Origin of the sequence: Pseudomonas sp. 25 R 14 (assembly GCF_900004755.1) — a bacterium.
In the GTDB taxonomy this organism is placed as follows: Bacteria; Pseudomonadota; Gammaproteobacteria; order Pseudomonadales; family Pseudomonadaceae; genus Aquipseudomonas; species Aquipseudomonas brenneri.
In genome coordinates, this window is the sequence record NZ_CVTS01000028.1 from 135,815 (window position 1) to 153,795 (window position 17,981).

The following is a 17,981-nucleotide window of genomic DNA, read 5'->3' on the forward strand; positions in this document are numbered from 1 at the left end:
CTTTGCTTATGCCGCATCGCGCTTGGCGCCGTTGCGGTGGGCCTGGACCGCAGCGATCAAGGCCCGGAGAATTTCAGCGCTGTCACCGATCACCGACAAGTCGGCACGCTTGATCATGTCGCAACCCGGGTCCAGGTTGATTGCCACCACCTTGTCGCAGGCCCCGATGCCTTGCAGGTGCTGGATCGCCCCGGAGATCCCCACGGCCACATACACCCGTGCGGTGACCCAAATACCACTGGCGCCGACCTGGCGATCACGGGCCATGAAGCCATCGTCCACGGCCACCCGCGACGCACCTTCGGTAGCCCCCAGGGCGGCAGCGGTCTGGTGGAACAGGTCCCAATCCTTGACCCCGTTGCCGCCGGAGAAAATAAACTCGGCCTCGGCCATGGGAATCGCACCGGGATCCACCGCCACCGCGCCCAAATCCTCGATACGCGGCAAGCTGCGCGCCAGGGTTGTGGATAACTCCACTGGCAATACTTCGTGTCGCGTATCGCTGACCGGATCGGCACACTCCACCGCCGCCAGGATCAGCCTTGGCAGCGCTCGCGCCAGGTCTTCCCGGCCCGCACCGGCACGGCCGATGCACTCGTTGCCCTTGATCTGCCACACCCGGGTTGCCGGGCGTTCCTTGAGGCTCGCCGCAAAACGCCGTCCCAGCTCACCGCCACCGTTGCGGCTGTCGGGCAGCAGCCAATGACGCGGGTTGAACTGGTTATCCACAGCCCGCAGGCCATGGACCCGTTGCTCCGGTGAATAACCGTCAAACTCGTGGCCGTCCAGCACCAACAGGCGGTCCACGCCGGCGGTGTCGAACGCGCTTTCCTTATGCTCGCCAAACACCACCGCCAGCACTGCACCGTCGCTGCCGGCGAGTTGCCGCGCCAGGCCCAGCAAGTCGCGGTCGTGGCTGCTCAGGCGGCCGCCGACCATATCCGGCACCACGTTGATGTAGAACGCCGGGGCTGGCACCTGGTGCAGCGGCAACTGTACTTGCACGGCTGCCGTGCGCTTGGTGGCGCCACCCTGCTGGGCGCCGCTGCGGTCGATACGCTTGATGCCGTTGGGGCCGATAAAACCAATGCCGTGCACATTCTTGCGGAGGATGCCGTTAGGCCCCATCCAACTGTGCTGCTCCGGTTGCATCGCCGCATGCAGCGGGTGCAGGCGGTTGCGGGCGATCCATTCGGCCCGTGGGTCGCGGCGGATAATGTCGCTCATCAGTGCACCTCCGCAGGTTCACGCGAATTCGGGGTCTTGGCCGGTGCAGGCTCTTCGAGCAAGGCATCCGCCACCAACTCGGCAATGTCTTTGATCAGTGGGCGTGGCTCGACCACCCCTTCGAGCATCGCCGTGCACTGTGGACAACCGACGGCCACCAGTTCGGCGCCGGTCTCGCGGATGTCTTCCATGCGCATGTCGGGAATGCGCTGCTTGCCAGGAATATCGGTGATCGGCGCGCCGCCCCCGCCGCCACAGCAACGGGAGCGAAAGCCCGAACGCTGCATCTCCTTGACCTCGATCCCCAACGCCCGCAGCACTTGGCGCGGTGCCTCGTACTCGCCGTTGTAACGGCCCAGGTAGCACGGGTCGTGATAGGTCACGCTGTTGCCTTTGTGCTGACCCAGGTTCAGCGCGCCAGCGTCGATCAGTTCGGCCATGTAGGTGCTGTGGTGCTGCACCCGGTAATTGCCGTCGAAGGCGCCATATTCGTTTTTCAGCACGTGGAAACTGTGAGGGTCACAGGTCACGATGCGCTTGAAACTGTACTTGGCCAGGGTCTGGATATTGCGTGCGGCCAACAGTTGAAAGGTGGCCTCATCGCCCAGGCGCCGGGCCACGTCGCCACTGTCGCGCTCCTCCAGGCCCAGCACAGCGAAGTCGACCTTGGCCGCCTTCAGCACTTTGACGAAGGCGCGCAAGGTCCGCTGGTTACGCATGTCGAAGGCACCGTCACCGACCCAGAACAGTACGTCGGTGGTGTGCTTATCGCCGAGCAACGGCAGGTTCAAATCCGCCGCCCAGTTCATCCGCCCGCCCGGGGCAAATCCACCGGGGTTGTCGGTGGCGATCAAGTTCTCCAGGACTTCGGCACCCTTGTTCGGCGTCGCGCCTTTTTCCAGGGTCAAGTGGCGGCGCATATCGACGATGGCGTCCACGTGCTCGATCATCATCGGGCACTCTTCGACGCAGGCGCGGCAGGTGGTGCAGGACCACAAGGTCTCGGCGTCCACCAGGCCGTTGACGATCGGTTGATGGGGGTTGCCACTGTGCTCGCCAATGGCCTTGCCCGGATACGGGCTGCCAGCGAACTTGGCATCGGTGCCACCGGCCAGGCCGACCACCATGTCCTGGATCAGCTTTTTCGGGTTCAACGGCTGGCCGGCAGCGAAGGCCGGGCACGCGGCTTCGCACTTGCCGCACTGCACGCAAGCGTCGAAACCAAGCAACTGGTTCCAGGTGAAATCCTTGGGTTTTTCCACGCCCAATGGCGCGCTTTTGTCGCTCAGGTCCAGCGGCTTGAGGCCCGTGGAACGGCCACCGCCAAAACGTTCGGCGCGACGGTGCCAGGCCAGGTGCAGGGCACCGGCAAACGCGTGCTTCATCGGCCCGCCCCAGGTCATGCCGAAGAACATCTCCGACACGCCCCACAGCACGCCCACACCGAGCAGCGCAGCCAGCAGCCAGCCCCCGAAGTCGGCGGGCAGGATCCCGGCCACCGGCAAAGTCACCAGGAAGAAACTGACCGAGAACGCCATCAGGCTTTTCGGCAGGCGCATCCACGGGCCTTTCGACAGGCGCGCGGGTGGGTTGCGTCGACGCAGATAGACGAAAGTGGCGCCGACAAACATCAATACCGAGGCCAGCAGCAAGGCGTAGCCGAGGATGCGATTCTGCAGGCCGAAACCGTGCACCAGAATCGCCAGCAACGCCGACAACACAAAGCCCAGCGCGGTAGCAACGTGGGTGTTGGCGATGTATTTGTCACGGGCGACCACGTGGTGCAGGTCGACCATGTAGCGTTTGGGCATGGCCAATAGGCCGCCCAGCAGGTCGACCTTGGCGGCACGGCCACGGCGCCACATGTTCACCCGACGCAAAGCGCCGAGGACAGCGAGGCCCAGGGCTGCAAACAGGAGAATCGGAAGAAGGGTGTTCAACATGGTGAAGCTCCCACAGACCACACAGCTCTAATGTGGGAGCGGGCTTGCTCGCGAAGGCGGTGCATCAGCCACCGGATGTATCGACTGACACACCGCTTTCGCGAGCAAGCCCGCTCCCACATTTTTGACCGAGTCCACATTGGTTCGGTGTTGGGTCAGAAATCCTTGCACAAACGCAGGGCGTCATAGATCGCGGCGTGGGTATTGCGCTGCGCCACACAGTCGCCGATGCGGAACAGCAAATACCCCTCCCCCGGTTCGCTCAGGCATGGCTGCGGCTTGATCGCGAACAGCGCCTCGACGTCCATCTGCCCCTTGTTGCGCGCCCCTTGCTTGAGGGCGTAATAGATCTCTTCATCCGGGCGCACGCCGTTTTCCACCACCACCTGGTCCACCACCCGCTCTTCCTTGGCCCCGGTGTATTCGTTCTCCAGCACTGCGATCAGCTTGTCGCCCTCGCGGTAGACCTTCTCCAGCATCATGTCGCCGGTCATGATCACTTCCTTGGGGTACATGCTGCGGTAGTAGGTGGGGAACGACGTACCGCCGATAGCCACGCCAGGCTTGATGTCGTCGGTGACGATCTCGACCTGGCAGCCCTTGTCGGCCAGAAAGTCGGCCACTGACATGCCGGTGAATTCACAGATGGTGTCGTACACCAGCACGTTCTTGCCCGGCGCCACCTTGCCGTCGAGCACATCCCAACTGCTGACCACCAGGCCTTCGGCTGCGCCCCAGTGTTCGTTCTGTTCGAGGAACGGATGCCCGCCCACCGCCAGTACCACCACATCAGGGCGTAGGTCGAGGATGGTCGCGGCATCCGCCGCCACGCCCAGGCGCAGGTCGACGTTGAGCCGTGCCAGTTCCAGCTGGAACCAGCGGGTGATACCGGCGATCTGGTCGCGCTGCGGTGCCTTGGACGCGGTGGTGATCTGCCCACCGATAAAGTCTTTTTTCTCGAACAGGGTCACATCGTGGCCACGTTCTGCAGCGACCCGAGCGGCCTCCATCCCGGCCGGGCCGGCACCGACCACGACCACTTTGCGTTTGGGCCCGGTGGATTTCTCGATGATGTGCGGCACACCCATGTATTCCCGGGAGGTCGCAGCGTTCTGGATGCACAGCACGTCCAGGCCCTGGTACTGGCGGTCGATGCAATAGTTGGCGCCGACGCACTGCTTGATCTGGTCGATCTGGCCCATCTTGATCTTGGCGATCAGGTGCGGGTCGGCCATGTGCGCGCGGGTCATGCCGACCATGTCCACGTAGCCGCCTTCGAGGATGCGCGTGGCCTGGTTCGGGTCCTTGATGTTCTGCGCGTGCAGCACCGGGGACTTGACCACTTCCTTGATGCCGGCCGCCAGGTGCAGGAACGGCTCCGGCGGGTAACTCATGTTCGGGATCACGTTGGCCAAGGTGTTGTGGGTGTCACATCCCGAGCCGACCACCCCGATAAAATCGAGCATGCCGGTGTCGTCGTAGTACTTGGCGATCTGTTTCATGTCCTCGTGGGACAAGCCGTCCGGATGGAACTCATCCCCGCACAAACGGATGCCCACGCAAAAATCCGGGCCGACTTCGGCGCGCACAGCCTTGAGCACTTCCAGGCCGAAACGCATGCGGTTTTCGAAACTGCCGCCCCACTCATCAGTACGTTTGTTGACCCGCGGGCTCCAGAACTGGTCGATCATGTGCTGGTGCACCGCCGATAGCTCCACGCCGTCCAGGCCACCGGCCTTGGCCCGGCCTGCGGCGCTGGCGTAGTTGCCGATCACGCGCCAGATTTCTTCCGGCTCGATGGTCTTGCACGTAGCGCGGTGTACCGGCTCACGTACGCCGGAGGGCGACATTAGGGTCGGCCAGTTGAAGCCGTCCCAGCGCGAGCGACGGCCCATGTGGGTAATCTGGATCATGATCTTGGCGCCATGCTTGTGCATCGCGTCAGCCAGGTTCTGGAAGTGCGGGATGATGCGGTCGGTGGACAGGTTCACCGAACTCCACCATTCCTGCGGGCTGTCGATCGCCACCACGGAGGAGCCGCCACAGATTGCCAGGCCAATGCCGCCCTTGGCTTTCTCTTCGTAATACCTGATGTAGCGCTCGGTAGTCATCCCGCCGTCGGTGGCATACACCTCGGCGTGGGCGGTACTGAGCACACGGTTGCGGATGGTCAGTTTGCCGATCTGGATCGGCGCAAACATTGCTTCGAAAGCCATGGCACGGTCCTCGGCTTACAACGGCTTGACGGTGAACAGGCCATCATCGTGGCCCTCTTCGGAGCCTCCGTAGACTTGTTCGGCGACAGTGCGGATGTTGCTGCCGCGCGCTTGCAGAATCTGGTCCATGGCGCCGGCAAACCAGCCGGTGAACATGTAGTCGACCTTGCGCCCGACCTTGCCGTACACGTAGACAAATGCCGAGTGTTCGAGCTTGACGCTGGCGGTGCCTTTATCCAGGTCGATGTCCTGGATCTTGAACAGGCCCCAGCCGCGCTGCGACAGGCGCTTCATGTAGTGTTCGAACACCGCGACGCCTTGCAGGCCGTGGCATTCGGCTTCTTTTTCACACCAGTGCCAGGCGGATTTGTAGCCAGCCTTATAGAGGATCTCGGCGTAGGCATCAGCACCCAGCACTTCTTCGATGCCCATGTGGTTGTTGACGAAGAAATGGCGCGGCACGTACAGCATCGGCAAGGCGTCGGAAGTCCAGACACCGGTTTCGCTGTCGACTTCAATAGGCAATTGCGGGGCGATCTTGGCCATGGAAACTCAACTCCAGAAAATTCTTGGTAATGCCCCGGCGCGAATGGCCGGGGGAGAAAAAACAGTGGCTTATTCGCCCCAGACGTCTTTCAACACGTTGACCCAGTTCTCGCCCATGATCTTGCGCACCACGCGCTCGCTGTGGCCGCGCTTGAGCAGGGTCTCGGTCAGGTTGGGGAACTCGCCCACGGTGCGAATGCCCAGCGGGTTGATGATCTTGCCGAAGCTGGTCAGGCGGCGGGCGTAGCCCTTGTCATGGGTCAGCATTTCGAAGAAATCCTGGCCATGGCCCTGGGTGAAGTCGGTGCCGATGCCGATGGCGTCTTCGCCGACGATGTTCATGGTGTATTCAATGGCTTCGGCGTAATCGTCGATGGTCGAATCGATACCTTTGGCCAGGAACGGCGCAAACATGGTCACGCCGACAAACCCACCGTGGTCGGCAATGAACTTGAGTTCTGCATCGGACTTGTTGCGCGGGTGCTCTTTCAGGCCGGACGGCAGGCAGTGGGAGTAGCACACCGGTTTTTTCGATTCGAGGATGACTTCTTCGCTGGTCTTGGAGCCGACGTGAGACAGGTCGCACATGATGCCGACGCGGTTCATCTCGCCGACGATCTCGCGTCCGAAGCCCGACAGGCCGCCGTCACGCTCATAGCAGCCGGTGCCCACCAGGTTCTGGGTGTTGTAGCACATCTGCACCACGCCGACGCCGAGCTGCTTGAAGATCTCGACGTAGCCGAGTTGGTCTTCAAACGCGTGGGCATTCTGGAAGCCGAAGATGATGCCGGTCTTGCCCTGCTCCTTGGCGCGGCGGATATCGGCAGTGGTTTTCACCGGGATCACCAGGTCGCTGTTCTCGCGGATCAGGGTCTGGCTGGCCACGATATTATTGATCGTGGCCTGGAAGCCTTCCCACACCGACACTGTGCAGTTGGCGGCCGTCAGGCCACCCTTGCGCATGTCCTCGAACAGGTCGCGGTTCCACTTGGCAATGATCAGCCCATCGATAACGATGCTGTCGGCGTGTAGTTCGGCTGGGCTCATCAGGCGTCCCCTTATTGGCGATACATGCGCCGAATCGTCTGCCGGCGCTTTGGGGCCAGCATATGCCCAGGGGCCGGTGGAGCCGGGTGCAAAAACGACAGGGGAATTGCCGAAAGCGTCAATCCACGACAAAGGGTGCTAAGACGTGTCTGTCCTGCATCTGTTCTTTGGCCTACGCTTGAGCCAGAATTCGACCCATCCACCGATATGAGAAGGCGCAATGAAACCGATTTTCCTGGCTTTGGCACTCCTCGCCACCGGCGTCCACGCAGCCGAAGACACCGACAGCACCCCGTGTGATGGCATCGAAAACGACAAACAGACCCTGGAATGCGCCTCCTACAACAAAACCACTGCCCAAGAGCTGCTCAAGGATAACTACCAGGGCCTGCTGGAACGCATGGGGTCTACCTATGCCAGCGATAAGGCACAGTTGGCGGACATCACCGCTCGTCTGAAGGATGCCCAGCAGAAGTGGGAAAAACTGCGGGATGCCGATTGCGCGGTGGACACCTTCCCGGCCGTGACCGGCACCAAGGCCTACGCCATTGCGCAGAATGACTGCCTGGCACGGATGAGTGATGAGCGGTCGGAGTTTTTGGAGTCGATTGGCCAGGAATAAGCGACAATCGCGCGCATCCTTTCCTCTGAACCAAGGCCACCCATGACTCTCTGCGGCATCGAAATCAAAGGCAGCGAAGCGATCATCGCCGTTGCCGCCCCGGACCTGACCCACGTCACCATGGCCACCAAGAAAATCGCCCTTGAGGACGATGACGAGGCCGCCAACGTCAAAGCCTTCGCCAGCCAAGTGGCCGCGTTTGTGCGCGATAACGGCATCACCCGCATCGCGATCAAGAAGCGCAGCAAGAAAGGCGAATTCGCCGGCGGCCCGACCACCTTCAAGATCGAAGGCGTGTTGCAGTTGCTGGACGGCGTTGAGGTGACGCTGCTATCGCCGCAAACCATCAATGCGCAGCACAAGAAGCACAACTTCGAACTGCCGGCGACGCTGAACAAATACCAGCATGAGGCGTTTAAAACCGCGTGCTCGGCCTTGGTAAAAAAATAAGCCACCCCACACATCCAATGTGGGAGCGGGCTTGCTCGCGAATGCGGTGTATCAGTCAACATCTTAATTGACTGACCCACCGCATTCGCGAGCAAGTCGAACCGTCGCACCGCCGCTCCCACATTTGGTTGGCGTGTGCCCAATAGGCTTACACCACCTCCCGTCGCCGATCCTCCCGCGGGCACTTGGCAAACCGCCCCCGGTAGCTTCGGGTGAAATACGACGGTGACTCAAACCCGCAGGCAATGCTCACCTCCAGCACGCTCATGCCGCTCTGGCGCAGCAGTTGCCGGGCCTTTTCCAGGCGCAGGCCGAGGTAGAAGGTGCTCGGTGTTTCGTTCAGATGCAGGCGGAACAGGCGCTCCAGCTGGCGCCGTGTGACCTTGATCATCTCCGCCAGCGCCAGGGTGCTCAGGGGCGGTTCGGTATGTAGCTCCATCTCGCCAATCACTTGCACCAACTTCTGGTTATTGATGCCGTAGCGCGTGGCAATCTGCATGCGCTGGTGGTCTTTGCGCGGGCGGATACGGCCCAGTACGAACTGCTCCGAAACCTGAATCGCCAGCTCCGGGCCATGGGCCTGGCTGATCAGGTCGAGCATCAGGTCGATGGAGGCGGTGCCGCCGGCGCAGGTGATGCGCCGGCGGTCGATTTCGAACAGCTCCTGGGTCACGGCCAGTGCGGGATAGGACTCCTTGAAGGCATCAATGGCTTCCCAGTGCAGGGTCAGGCGGTAGCCATCGAGCAGACCGGCCTGGGCCAGGACGAAGCTGCCGGTGTCGATGGCGCCGAGGGTCACACCGTCATGATCGAGGCGGCGCAGCCAGTGCTCCAGGGCTGGCGTGACGAACTCCAGCGGCTCGAAGCCGGCCACCACCAGCAACGTCGCGCCTTTTTTCAGTGGTGCAAGCCCCTCGTCAGCGTTCACCGACATGCCATTGCTCGCCAACACCGCGCCGCCATCGGCACTCAATACGTGCCAGCGATACAGCTCGCCGCGAAAACGGTTGGCCACGCGCAGCGGTTCAATCGCCGAGATAAAACCGATGGCGGAAAAGCCGGGCATCAGCAAAAAATAAAAGTCCTGGGACATACAAGCGCTCTCGTCAGGCGGGCAGCGTGTGTTGTGTGATACGCCAGTTCAATCACCCATTCAAGAGTACGGGTCGCTACAGTGCAAGAGCAGGTCGCCGCCGTGCGTTTTGCCGGGTATCAAGGTGAGTAACTTGGCGACACGGCGCACAAAGACGCCGGAACCCACAATAACGACCTGCCGAGGGATCCATCATGAACCGACTGATCAGCCGCTGTGTGCTCGCACTCAGCGCCGTCTTGAGCACCAGCCTGTGGGCCGCCGAAGCCGCCTCCTGTAAAAACGTGCGCATGGGCGTGGTGAACTGGACCGACGTGATCGCCACCAGCACCATGACCCAGGTGCTGCTCGACGGCCTCGGCTACACCACCAAGCAAACCAGCGCTTCCCAGCAAATCATCTTCGCCGGCATTCGTGACCAGCGCCTGGACCTGTTCCTCGGCTACTGGAACCCGCTGATGACCCAGACCATCACGCCTTTCGTCGACGCAGGGCAAGTGAAAGTCCTCGACGCGCCCAGCCTCAAGGACGCGCGCGCCACCCTCGCCGTGCCGACCTACCTCGCAGACAAAGGCCTGAAAACCTTTGCCGACATTGCCAGGTTCCAGAAAGAGCTGGGCGGCAAGATCTACGGCATAGAACCCGGCTCGGGCGCCAATATCCAGATCAAGGCGATGATCGCCAAGAACCAGTTCGGCCTGGGCAAGTTCCAACTGGTGGAGTCCAGCGAGGCCGGCATGCTCGCCGCCGTAGACCGCGCCGTGCGTCGCAAGGAGGCCGTGGTGTTCTTTGGCTGGGCGCCGCACCCGATGAACGTTAACGTCGCGATGACCTATCTGTCCGGCAGCGAAGGTGCGCTGGGGCCCAATGAAGGCATGGCCACGGTCTGGACCGTCACCGCGCCGACCTACGCCGAGCAATGCCCGAACGTGCACAAGCTGCTGACCAACCTGACCTTCACCGCCGCCGACGAGAGCCGCATGATGCAGCCGCTGCTGGATCACAAGGACGCATTCGAATCGGCCAAACAATGGCTCAAGGATCACCCCCAGGACCAGCAGCGCTGGCTGGAAGGCGTGACCACCTTCGATGGCAAGCCGGCGGCCGCCAATCTGCAATTGACCCGCAAGTAATTTTTCCTGAATTCCGTTTCGCGGCCATCAACGGCCGCGAACGGCACCCTCACGCCTGTAAGGAACCCGCCCCATGAACCACGACGTCATCATCACCTGCGCACTCACCGGTGCTGGCGACACGAGCGCCAGAAGCCCACACGTGCCGGTCACTCCAAAACAGATCGCCGCTGCGGCGGTGGAGGCTGCCAAAGCCGGCGCCACCGTAGTCCACTGCCATGTGCGCGACCCGCACACCGGCAAATTCAGCCGCGACGTAGCGCTGTACCGTGAAGTGATGGAGCGCATCCGCGAGGCGGATATCGACATCATCGTCAACCTCACCGCCGGCATGGGCGGCGACCTGGAAATCGGTGGCGGCGAGCATCCCATGGAGTTCGGCCCCAACACCGACCTGGTCGGCCCGTTGACCCGCCTGGCCCACGTCGAAGAACTGCTGCCGGAAATCTGCACCCTGGACTGCGGCACCCTGAACTTCGGCGATGGCGACACTATTTACGTGTCTACCCCGGCCCAACTGCGTGCGGGCGCCAAGCGTATCCAGGAGCTGGGGGTGAAGGCCGAGTTGGAGATTTTCGACACCGGCCACCTGTGGTTCGCCAAGCAGATGATCAAGGAAGGGCTACTCGACAACCCGTTGTTCCAACTGTGCCTGGGCATCCCCTGGGGCGCACCGGCCGACACCACCACCATGAAAGCCATGGTCGACAACCTGCCTGCTGATGCGGTGTGGGCCGGGTTTGGCATTGGCCGCATGCAAATGCCGATGGCGGCACAAGCGGTGCTGCTGGGCGGCAATGTGCGGGTCGGGCTGGAAGACAATCTGTGGTTGGACAAAGGCGTGCTGGCGACCAATGGGCAACTGGTGGAACGCGCCGGGGAAATCCTCAGCCGCCTGGGGGCGCGGATTCTGACCCCTGCTGAAGGCCGCACAAAAATGGGCCTGACCAAACGCAGCTAATCCCCCTGCCGAAACCGGCTCCCACAATGAGCCTCTTTAGCACTGGAAATTACCGAACTTCTTTAGGACGCCACCATGAGCTTTATCACCGAAATAAAAACCTTCGCCGCCTTGGGCAGTGGTGTCATCGGCAGTGGCTGGGTGTCCCGTGCCCTCGCCCACGGCCTGGATGTGGTGGCATGGGACCCAGCGCCCGGCGCCGAAGCCGCGTTGCGCAAACGCGTCGCCAACGCCTGGGGCGCCCTGGAGAAACAAGGCCTGGCCCCCGGCGCCTCCCAGGAGCGCCTGCGCTTTGTCGCGACCATCGAAGAATGCGTGAAAGACGCCGACTTCATCCAGGAAAGCGCCCCGGAACGCCTGGAGCTGAAACTTGAACTGCACAGCAAGATCAGCGCGGCCGCCAAGCCCAATGCGCTGATCGGCTCCAGCACCTCGGGCCTGTTGCCCAGCGAGTTCTACGAAAGCGCCACCCACCCGCAACGCTGCGTGGTCGGCCACCCGTTCAACCCGGTGTACTTGCTACCGCTGGTGGAAGTGGTCGGCGGCCGGCATACCGCACCCGAGGCCATCCAGGCGGCGATAAAAGTGTACGAATCCCTCGGCATGCGCCCCTTGCATGTGCGCAAGGAAGTCCCCGGTTTTATCGCCGACCGTTTGCTTGAAGCCCTGTGGCGCGAGGCGCTGCACCTGGTCAACGACGGTGTGGCGACCACCGGCGAGATCGACGATGCGATCCGCTTTGGCGCCGGCTTGCGCTGGTCGTTCATGGGCACGTTCCTGACCTACACCCTGGCCGGCGGCGATGCTGGCATGCGGCACTTCATGGCGCAGTTCGGCCCGGCACTGCAATTGCCGTGGACCTACCTGCCGGCGCCGGAACTGACGGACAAACTGATTGATGACGTGGTCGATGGCACCCGCGAGCAGTTGGGCAGCCATAGCATTTCGGCGCTGGAGCGCTATCGTGATGATTGTTTGCTGGCGGTGCTGGAAGCGGTGAAGACCACCAAGGCCAAACATGGCATGAGCTTCACCGAATAACGGCTGTTGATTTCTGTGGGAGCTGGCTTGCCTGCGATGACGGTGGTGAATCCAAAATCGCCATCGCAGGCAAGCCAGCTCCTACAGTTGACCGAGTACGGATCAGGGATTTATCAAATGCCAACGCTGACCACCTACACCACCAAAATCATCCCCGACTGGGTCGATTACAACGGCCACCTGCGCGATGCGTTCTACCTGCTGATCTTCAGCTACGCCACCGATGCGTTGATGGACACTCTGTGCCTGGACAGCGACAACCGCGAAGCCAGCGGCCATTCGCTGTTCACCCTGGAACTGCACCTGAACTACCTGCACGAAGTGAAACTGGGCGCCGACGTTGAAGTGCATACCCAACTGATCGCCCATGACAGCAAACGCCTGCACCTCTATCACAGCCTGCATCTGGTCGGCGAAGCACGGGAACTGGCGGGCAATGAACAGATGCTGCTGCATGTCGACCTGGCCGGGCCACGGTCAGCACCGTTCAGCGCGGCGGTTGCACAGCGGTTGGCGGTTATCAGTGCTGAACAAGCCGACCTGCCCCGGCCCGCCCTGCTCGGTCGCGTCATCGGCCTGCCCCAACGCTAACCCTGTAGGAGCGAGCTCGCTCGCGAAAATCGTTAACGAAGACGCGGGGCACCAGGAAGAACGCGACGCCCTTGAGTTTTTCGCGAGCAAGCTCGCTCCTACAGAACGGCAAAAACAGCCATAAAAAAGCCCCGATCAAGCCGTGACAAGATCGAGGCAGAGTGCTTTGTGTGAGCGTGCGTCCCGAGGGTGACCAAACCTTCAATCCGCTTGCTTGAAACCAGTGTGCCCGCAACGCTTGCCGGTAACTGGCCCGAAAGCGACATGCTCATAGTCGTTCCTGCCATTGTGGCATTCAGGTCTTGCCGACCCGTTGATGGCCCACCAGAATCGAACCTGATCGAAGTCTCCCCTAACCAGGATGAACATCATGATGCACGCCGATTTGATTGATCAGGATGACCTGCTGAGCCAACTGCGCTCGCTGGGTTTCGAGGTGTCCAGCGGTGCCACCGCCGAGCAGGCCTGTGAGTGCGCGGTACGCGGTTTGAGTGAGGCGCGGGCCAAGGCACTCAAGGGCATGGTCGAGCAGATGTACACAGGCAGCGCGACAATTCTGCCGGCGGTACGCCAGGCGATTGATAAGCAGTTGTTGCCGGCCCTGGTGCAGTTCAAACAGAACTCAGGCGCCTGATACACCGCATTCACGAGCAAGCCCGCGCCCACATTTTGATGTGTGAATACCTTCAAATGTGGGAGCGGGCTTGCTCGCGAATACAGGCGACTCGATCTACAGCCTTACACTGGCAAACGTCGACTCATTGCGCGCCTGGCTCAACGCCGACATCGGCCCGGCCAACGGTGACAACACCAACGCCTGCGGAATCGGCATCATCGCCACTTGCTGGGTGGTATTGGAGCCTACGCGCTCATCCCGTGGCGGAATGCCGAAGTATTCGCGGTAGCACTTGGAGAAGTGCGGCGTGGACACAAACCCGCACACCGACGCCACTTCGATGATCGACATCGGCGTCTGCTTGAGCAACTGCCGTGCGCGAATCAGGCGCAGCTTGAGGTAGTAGCGCGACGGCGAGCAGTGCAGGTATTTCTGGAACAGCCGCTCCAACTGGCGCCGCGAGACGGCGACGTACACCGCCAGCTCATCGAGGTCGATCGGCTCTTCCAGGTTGGCTTCCATCAGCGCGACGATTTCCTGCAGCTTCGGCTGGTTGGTGCCGAGCATGTGCTTGAGCGGCACGCGCTGGTGATCCTGTTCGTTGCGGATGCGCTCGTACACGAACATCTCGGAGATTGCCGCCGACAGTTCACGACCGTGGTCGCGACTGATCAGGTGCAGCATCATATCCAGCGGTGCGGTGCCGCCCGAACTGGTGAAGCGGTTGCGGTCGAGGGTGAACAGGCGCGTGCTCATCGACACCCGCGGGAAGGCTTCCTGCATCGATGCCAGGCATTCCCAGTGCACGCTGCAATCAAACCCGTCGAGCAGGCCGGCGCAAGCCAGGGCCCAACTGCCGGTACACACCGCGCCAAGACGGCGGGACTGGCGCGCCTGGCTTTGCAGCCACGACACATGCTCGCGGGTCACAGTGCGCTGGATACCCACGCCACCGCAGACAATCACAACGTCCAGGGCCGGGGCTTTGTGCATGGAGCAATCGGGGGTGATTTGCAGGCCATCGCTGGCCCAAACCTGATTGCCGTCGACGCTCAAGGTGCTCCAGCGATACAGCTCGCGACCGGACAACTGGTTGGCCATGCGCAGCGGTTCGACTGCGGACGCCAGGGAAATCAGCGTGAAATTGTCCAGCAGCAAAAAGCCGATGGATTGAGGCGCACGGTTCTGGGGTTGAGCCCCGGAGTTGAACGACGTCATCGCGGTATCTCCTCACACAAAGCGGGTGATGGCCTCAGGCGAGGCTCTTGTTATTGCACTCTTCGTCCATCAGGAGAGAGGCTTTGAATTGATAGAGCAATTGCCATGCCTAAAGTTGAATAGGCATTCAATAACTCCTGAAAACGACCTATTGAGGTGTCTATACAAGCCCACGCCCGGCGTGAGGATATGACTCGGAAAAATCCTACGCCCATGCTCTGTGAGCAGATCGGTAGCACTTGTGGGAAGGCGCTTTCAGGGCGTAGGAAACGTGTGTCACCGCACGCACGGGTGACGGGTGGCAGGCAGGGATATCGTTTGGCAGCTACTTATCTGTTTGCGACGCGCTAAAAGGTGGCGCTTTTGGTTGGGGTGTTCACTTTATGAGCAGCGGTGACCTGTCTACCGTCATCGCGAGCAGGCTTGCTCCCACATTTTGATCTGTGAATACATTCAAATGTGGGAGCGGGCTTGCTCGCGAATACAGGCAACTCGGTATCACTGACTCAACACTCCACAGCACTCACCGCCAACCCACCCCGCGATGTCTCCTTGTACTTGTCATGCATATCCGCCCCGGTATCACGCATGGTGCGGATCACCCGGTCCAGGGAAATAAAGTGCTGGCCATCGCCACGCAAGGCCATCTGCGCCGCATTGATCGCCTTGACCGCCGCTATCGCGTTGCGCTCGATGCAGGGCACTTGCACCAGGCCGCCCACCGGGTCGCAGGTCAGGCCCAGGTTGTGTTCCAGGCCGATTTCTGCGGCGTTGCACACCTGCTCCGGGCTGGCACCCAGAATCTCTGCCAGCCCCGCAGCCGCCATGGCGCAGGCCGAACCAACTTCGCCCTGGCATCCGACTTCGGCGCCGGAGATCGAGGCGTTCTTTTTACACAGGATCCCGATTGCCGCCGCGCCGAGGAAGTAGTCCACCACATTGGCCTCGGTGACGACCTCACTGAACTTCATGAAGTAATGCAGCACCGCCGGGATGATCCCCGCCGCGCCGTTGGTCGGTGCCGTGACCATGCGCCCACCGGCGGCGTTTTCTTCGTTGACGGCCAGGGCGAACAGGTTGACCCATTCCATGGCGCTCAAGGTCGAGCCGATCACATTCGGCTTGCCCAACTCCTGCAGGCTGCGATGCAACTTGGCGGCCCGTCGCCGCACATTCAAGCCGCCGGGCAGGATGCCCTCGTGCTTGAGGCCCTGTTCGACGCAATCCTGCATGGCACGCCAGAGCTTCATCAGGCCACTGCGGATTTCTTCTTCCGGGCGCCAGACCTTTTCGTTGGCCAGCATCAGGTCGGCGACGCGCAGGTTGTGAGTCTTGCATAACTGCAACAACTCCACCGCGCTGGAAAAATCATAAGGCAGCTCGGTGCGATCCATATCCGCAACGCCACTGCGGGCCTGGGCCTCATCCACCACAAAACCGCCACCCACCGAATAGTAGGTATCGCGGTGCAACTCGGTCTGGGCGCCGTACACCACCAGGGTCATGGCATTGGGGTGGAACGGCAGGTTTTCGTCGATCAGGCGCATGTCCCGCGACCACAGAAAGGGAACAGGCAAACGGTTGTCCAGCAACAACGTACTGGTCTCACGCAGGGTCTCGATACGCAGGCCGATCTGCGACGGATCGATTGCATCCGGCCACTCGCCCATCAATCCCATGATGACTGCGTTGTCGCTGCCATGGCCGATGCCGGTGGCGGACAACGAGCCATACAGCTGGACTTCGACCCGTTGCACTTGCTCCAGCAGGCCACGCTCACGCAGGCCTTGAACGAACAGCGCGGCAGCCCGCATGGGGCCCACGGTATGGGAACTGGACGGCCCGATGCCGATTTTGAACAGGTCGAAAACGCTGATAGCCATTGCCGCGAAACTCCTCGATGAGCACAGGCCAGGCGCGATACAGCTGCTACGCTCAAGTCGCCCAGATGGCGGCATCATCAAGCTTTTATAGCGCCGTCCGGCGTCTCACACCGACGCACCCATGCTCAACAGCGTCGTCCTCGTGCAATGGGGCGCAATCGCCGTTTTTTGCGGCGCAGATCGAGAAAAAGTGCAGTTTTGCCCGTGGAAAAACCTGTAAGCGACGTCACCGACACTGGATACGACCATCCCTGTACTGGATACGACCCACCCTGTAGGCGTCAGATTTTCACTGGTACATGATCAGTCTCGACTCGTTTGCAAGGCATCGAGGCTGCGCATCGCTCGCACGCCCCAACTGCAACACTTATAAGCGCGGTCAAGCACCGCCGGAAAAACACCAGGAGTCCAAACCCATGAAAGGTTCCCCCCCGTTGTTGTTGGCCGCCATGCTGAGTCTTCCCCTTGCGGCCCACGCTGCTGACCCTGAGCAGTGCAGTACCGTCAACTTCTCCGATGTCGGCTGGACCGATATCACCGTCACCACCGCCACCACCAGCGAAATCCTCAAGGGCTTGGGCTACAAGCCGCGGACCACGATGATTTCCGTACCCGTGACCTACAAGTCCCTGGCCGACGGCAAGAACATGGACATCTTCCTCGGCAACTGGATGCCGACCATGGAAAACGACATCAAGCAGTACCGTGATGCCGGCACCGTGGAAACCGTGCGCGCCAACCTGGAAAACGCCAAGTACACCCTGGCAGTGCCACAAGCGCTGTACGACAAGGGCCTGAAAGACTTCGCCGATATCGCCAAGTTCAAGGATGAGCTGGGTGGCAAGATCTACGGCATCGAGCCTGGCAACGACGGCAACCGCACCATCCAGAGCGTGATCGACAAGAATCAGTTCGGCTTGAAAGACGCAGGCTTCAAGGTGGTCGAGTCCAGTGAAGCCGGGATGCTCTCGCAAGTGGAACGTGCTACCAAACGTGGGCAGGCCATTGTGTTCCTGGGCTGGGAACCACACCCGATGAACACCCGCTTCAAGATGAAATACCTGACCGGAGGTGACGATTCATTCGGCCCCAACTACGGCCAGGCCACCATCTACACCAACACCCGCAAGGGCTACTCCGAGGAATGCAGCAACGTGGGCCAGTTGCTGAAAAACCTGGTGTTCACCCTGGACATGGAAAGCACCCTGATGGGTAACGTCCTCGACGACAAGATGAAACCCGACGCCGCCGCCAAGGCCTGGCTGAAGAAGAACCCGCAAGTGCTCGACACCTGGCTCGCCGGAGTCACCACCCTTGATGGCAAACCAGGACTTGCCGCCGTAAAAGCCTATCTCGACAAGTAATCGCTGACCCCGGGCCGGCGTGCCGGCCCG

General features: G+C 61.4%; 16 protein-coding genes. 8 read left to right on the top strand and 8 right to left on the bottom strand.

Annotated elements, in window-relative coordinates; translation table 11 throughout:
- Positions 1-6: 6 nt before the first annotated feature.
- From BFQ03_RS06390 to BFQ03_RS06410, 5 genes are all read right to left on the bottom strand, one after another.
- The gene (locus tag BFQ03_RS06390) at positions 7-1,227 is read right to left on the bottom strand and encodes an electron transfer flavoprotein subunit alpha (protein WP_065942709.1); all 1,221 of its coding nucleotides are present in this window, start codon (positions 1,225-1,227) and stop codon (positions 7-9) included.
- Complete coding sequence (gene dgcB, locus BFQ03_RS06395; protein ID WP_065942710.1) at positions 1,227-3,170, bottom strand: dimethylglycine demethylation protein DgcB; 1,944 nt, start codon at positions 3,168-3,170, stop codon at positions 1,227-1,229. The genes BFQ03_RS06390 and dgcB overlap by 1 nt, the downstream gene beginning before the upstream one ends.
- Positions 3,171-3,325: 155 nt before the next feature.
- The gene (gene dgcA / locus BFQ03_RS06400; RefSeq protein ID WP_032858658.1) at positions 3,326-5,386 is read right to left on the bottom strand and encodes a dimethylglycine demethylation protein DgcA; all 2,061 of its coding nucleotides are present in this window, start codon (positions 5,384-5,386) and stop codon (positions 3,326-3,328) included.
- A gap of 15 nt (positions 5,387-5,401) precedes the next feature.
- Positions 5,402-5,932 carry a DUF5943 domain-containing protein gene (locus BFQ03_RS06405; RefSeq protein ID WP_065942711.1) on the bottom strand — a complete coding sequence of 177 codons (531 nt, stop codon included), beginning with the start codon at positions 5,930-5,932 and terminating at the stop codon, positions 5,402-5,404.
- A 69-nt stretch (positions 5,933-6,001) separates the two neighbouring features.
- Entirely contained in the window at positions 6,002-6,979 is a 978-nt protein-coding gene (locus BFQ03_RS06410) for a dipeptidase (RefSeq protein ID WP_032858660.1), read from the bottom strand.
- Positions 6,980-7,199: 220 nt separating this feature from the next.
- Between BFQ03_RS06410 and BFQ03_RS06415 the strand changes: the two genes are divergently transcribed.
- Positions 7,200-7,601, top strand: coding sequence for a lysozyme inhibitor LprI family protein (locus BFQ03_RS06415; RefSeq protein ID WP_032858661.1), 402 nt, complete (start codon positions 7,200-7,202; stop codon positions 7,599-7,601).
- 42 nt (positions 7,602-7,643) lie between these two features.
- On the top strand, positions 7,644-8,051 hold the full coding sequence (locus BFQ03_RS06420) for a DUF3010 family protein (protein WP_032858663.1): 408 nt from the start codon (positions 7,644-7,646) through the stop codon (positions 8,049-8,051).
- Between the two features lie 148 nt (positions 8,052-8,199).
- Here BFQ03_RS06420 and BFQ03_RS06425 read toward each other — a convergent pair whose 3' ends face one another.
- Positions 8,200-9,144: a GlxA family transcriptional regulator gene (locus BFQ03_RS06425; protein ID WP_032858664.1), complete on the bottom strand. Its 945-nt coding sequence runs from the start codon at positions 9,142-9,144 to the stop codon at positions 8,200-8,202.
- Between the two features lie 194 nt (positions 9,145-9,338).
- Here BFQ03_RS06425 and choX point away from each other — a divergent pair, with 194 nt between their 5' ends.
- From choX to BFQ03_RS06450, 5 genes are all read left to right on the top strand, one after another.
- Positions 9,339-10,277 (top strand): choline ABC transporter substrate-binding protein, encoded by a 939-nt coding sequence (choX, locus tag BFQ03_RS06430; protein ID WP_065942712.1) that lies wholly within the window; start codon positions 9,339-9,341, stop codon positions 10,275-10,277.
- Positions 10,278-10,350: 73 nt separating this feature from the next.
- Positions 10,351-11,238: a 3-dehydrocarnitine:acetyl-CoA trimethylamine transferase CdhC gene (locus tag BFQ03_RS06435; RefSeq protein WP_065942713.1), complete on the top strand. Its 888-nt coding sequence runs from the start codon at positions 10,351-10,353 to the stop codon at positions 11,236-11,238.
- Positions 11,239-11,313: 75 nt separating this feature from the next.
- A complete protein-coding gene (locus tag BFQ03_RS06440; RefSeq protein WP_032858670.1) occupies positions 11,314-12,279 on the top strand; it encodes an L-carnitine dehydrogenase in 966 nt (321 codons plus the stop codon).
- A 117-nt stretch (positions 12,280-12,396) separates the two neighbouring features.
- A complete protein-coding gene (locus BFQ03_RS06445; RefSeq protein ID WP_065942714.1) occupies positions 12,397-12,870 on the top strand; it encodes a thioesterase family protein in 474 nt (157 codons plus the stop codon).
- A 370-nt stretch (positions 12,871-13,240) separates the two neighbouring features.
- On the top strand, positions 13,241-13,504 hold the full coding sequence (locus BFQ03_RS06450) for a hypothetical protein (RefSeq protein WP_029300669.1): 264 nt from the start codon (positions 13,241-13,243) through the stop codon (positions 13,502-13,504).
- A 96-nt stretch (positions 13,505-13,600) separates the two neighbouring features.
- Here the strand turns inward: BFQ03_RS06450 and BFQ03_RS06455 are convergent, their stop codons facing one another.
- Both BFQ03_RS06455 and BFQ03_RS06460 read right to left on the bottom strand, forming a co-directional pair.
- Positions 13,601-14,704 (bottom strand): choline metabolism transcriptional regulator GbdR, encoded by a 1,104-nt coding sequence (locus tag BFQ03_RS06455; protein ID WP_032858674.1) that lies wholly within the window; start codon positions 14,702-14,704, stop codon positions 13,601-13,603.
- A 506-nt stretch (positions 14,705-15,210) separates the two neighbouring features.
- Positions 15,211-16,587 carry an L-serine ammonia-lyase gene (locus BFQ03_RS06460; protein WP_032858676.1) on the bottom strand — a complete coding sequence of 459 codons (1,377 nt, stop codon included), beginning with the start codon at positions 16,585-16,587 and terminating at the stop codon, positions 15,211-15,213.
- A gap of 416 nt (positions 16,588-17,003) precedes the next feature.
- Here BFQ03_RS06460 and BFQ03_RS06465 point away from each other — a divergent pair, with 416 nt between their 5' ends.
- Complete coding sequence (locus BFQ03_RS06465; RefSeq protein ID WP_032858678.1) at positions 17,004-17,951, top strand: choline ABC transporter substrate-binding protein; 948 nt, start codon at positions 17,004-17,006, stop codon at positions 17,949-17,951.
- Positions 17,952-17,981 lie beyond the last annotated feature (30 nt).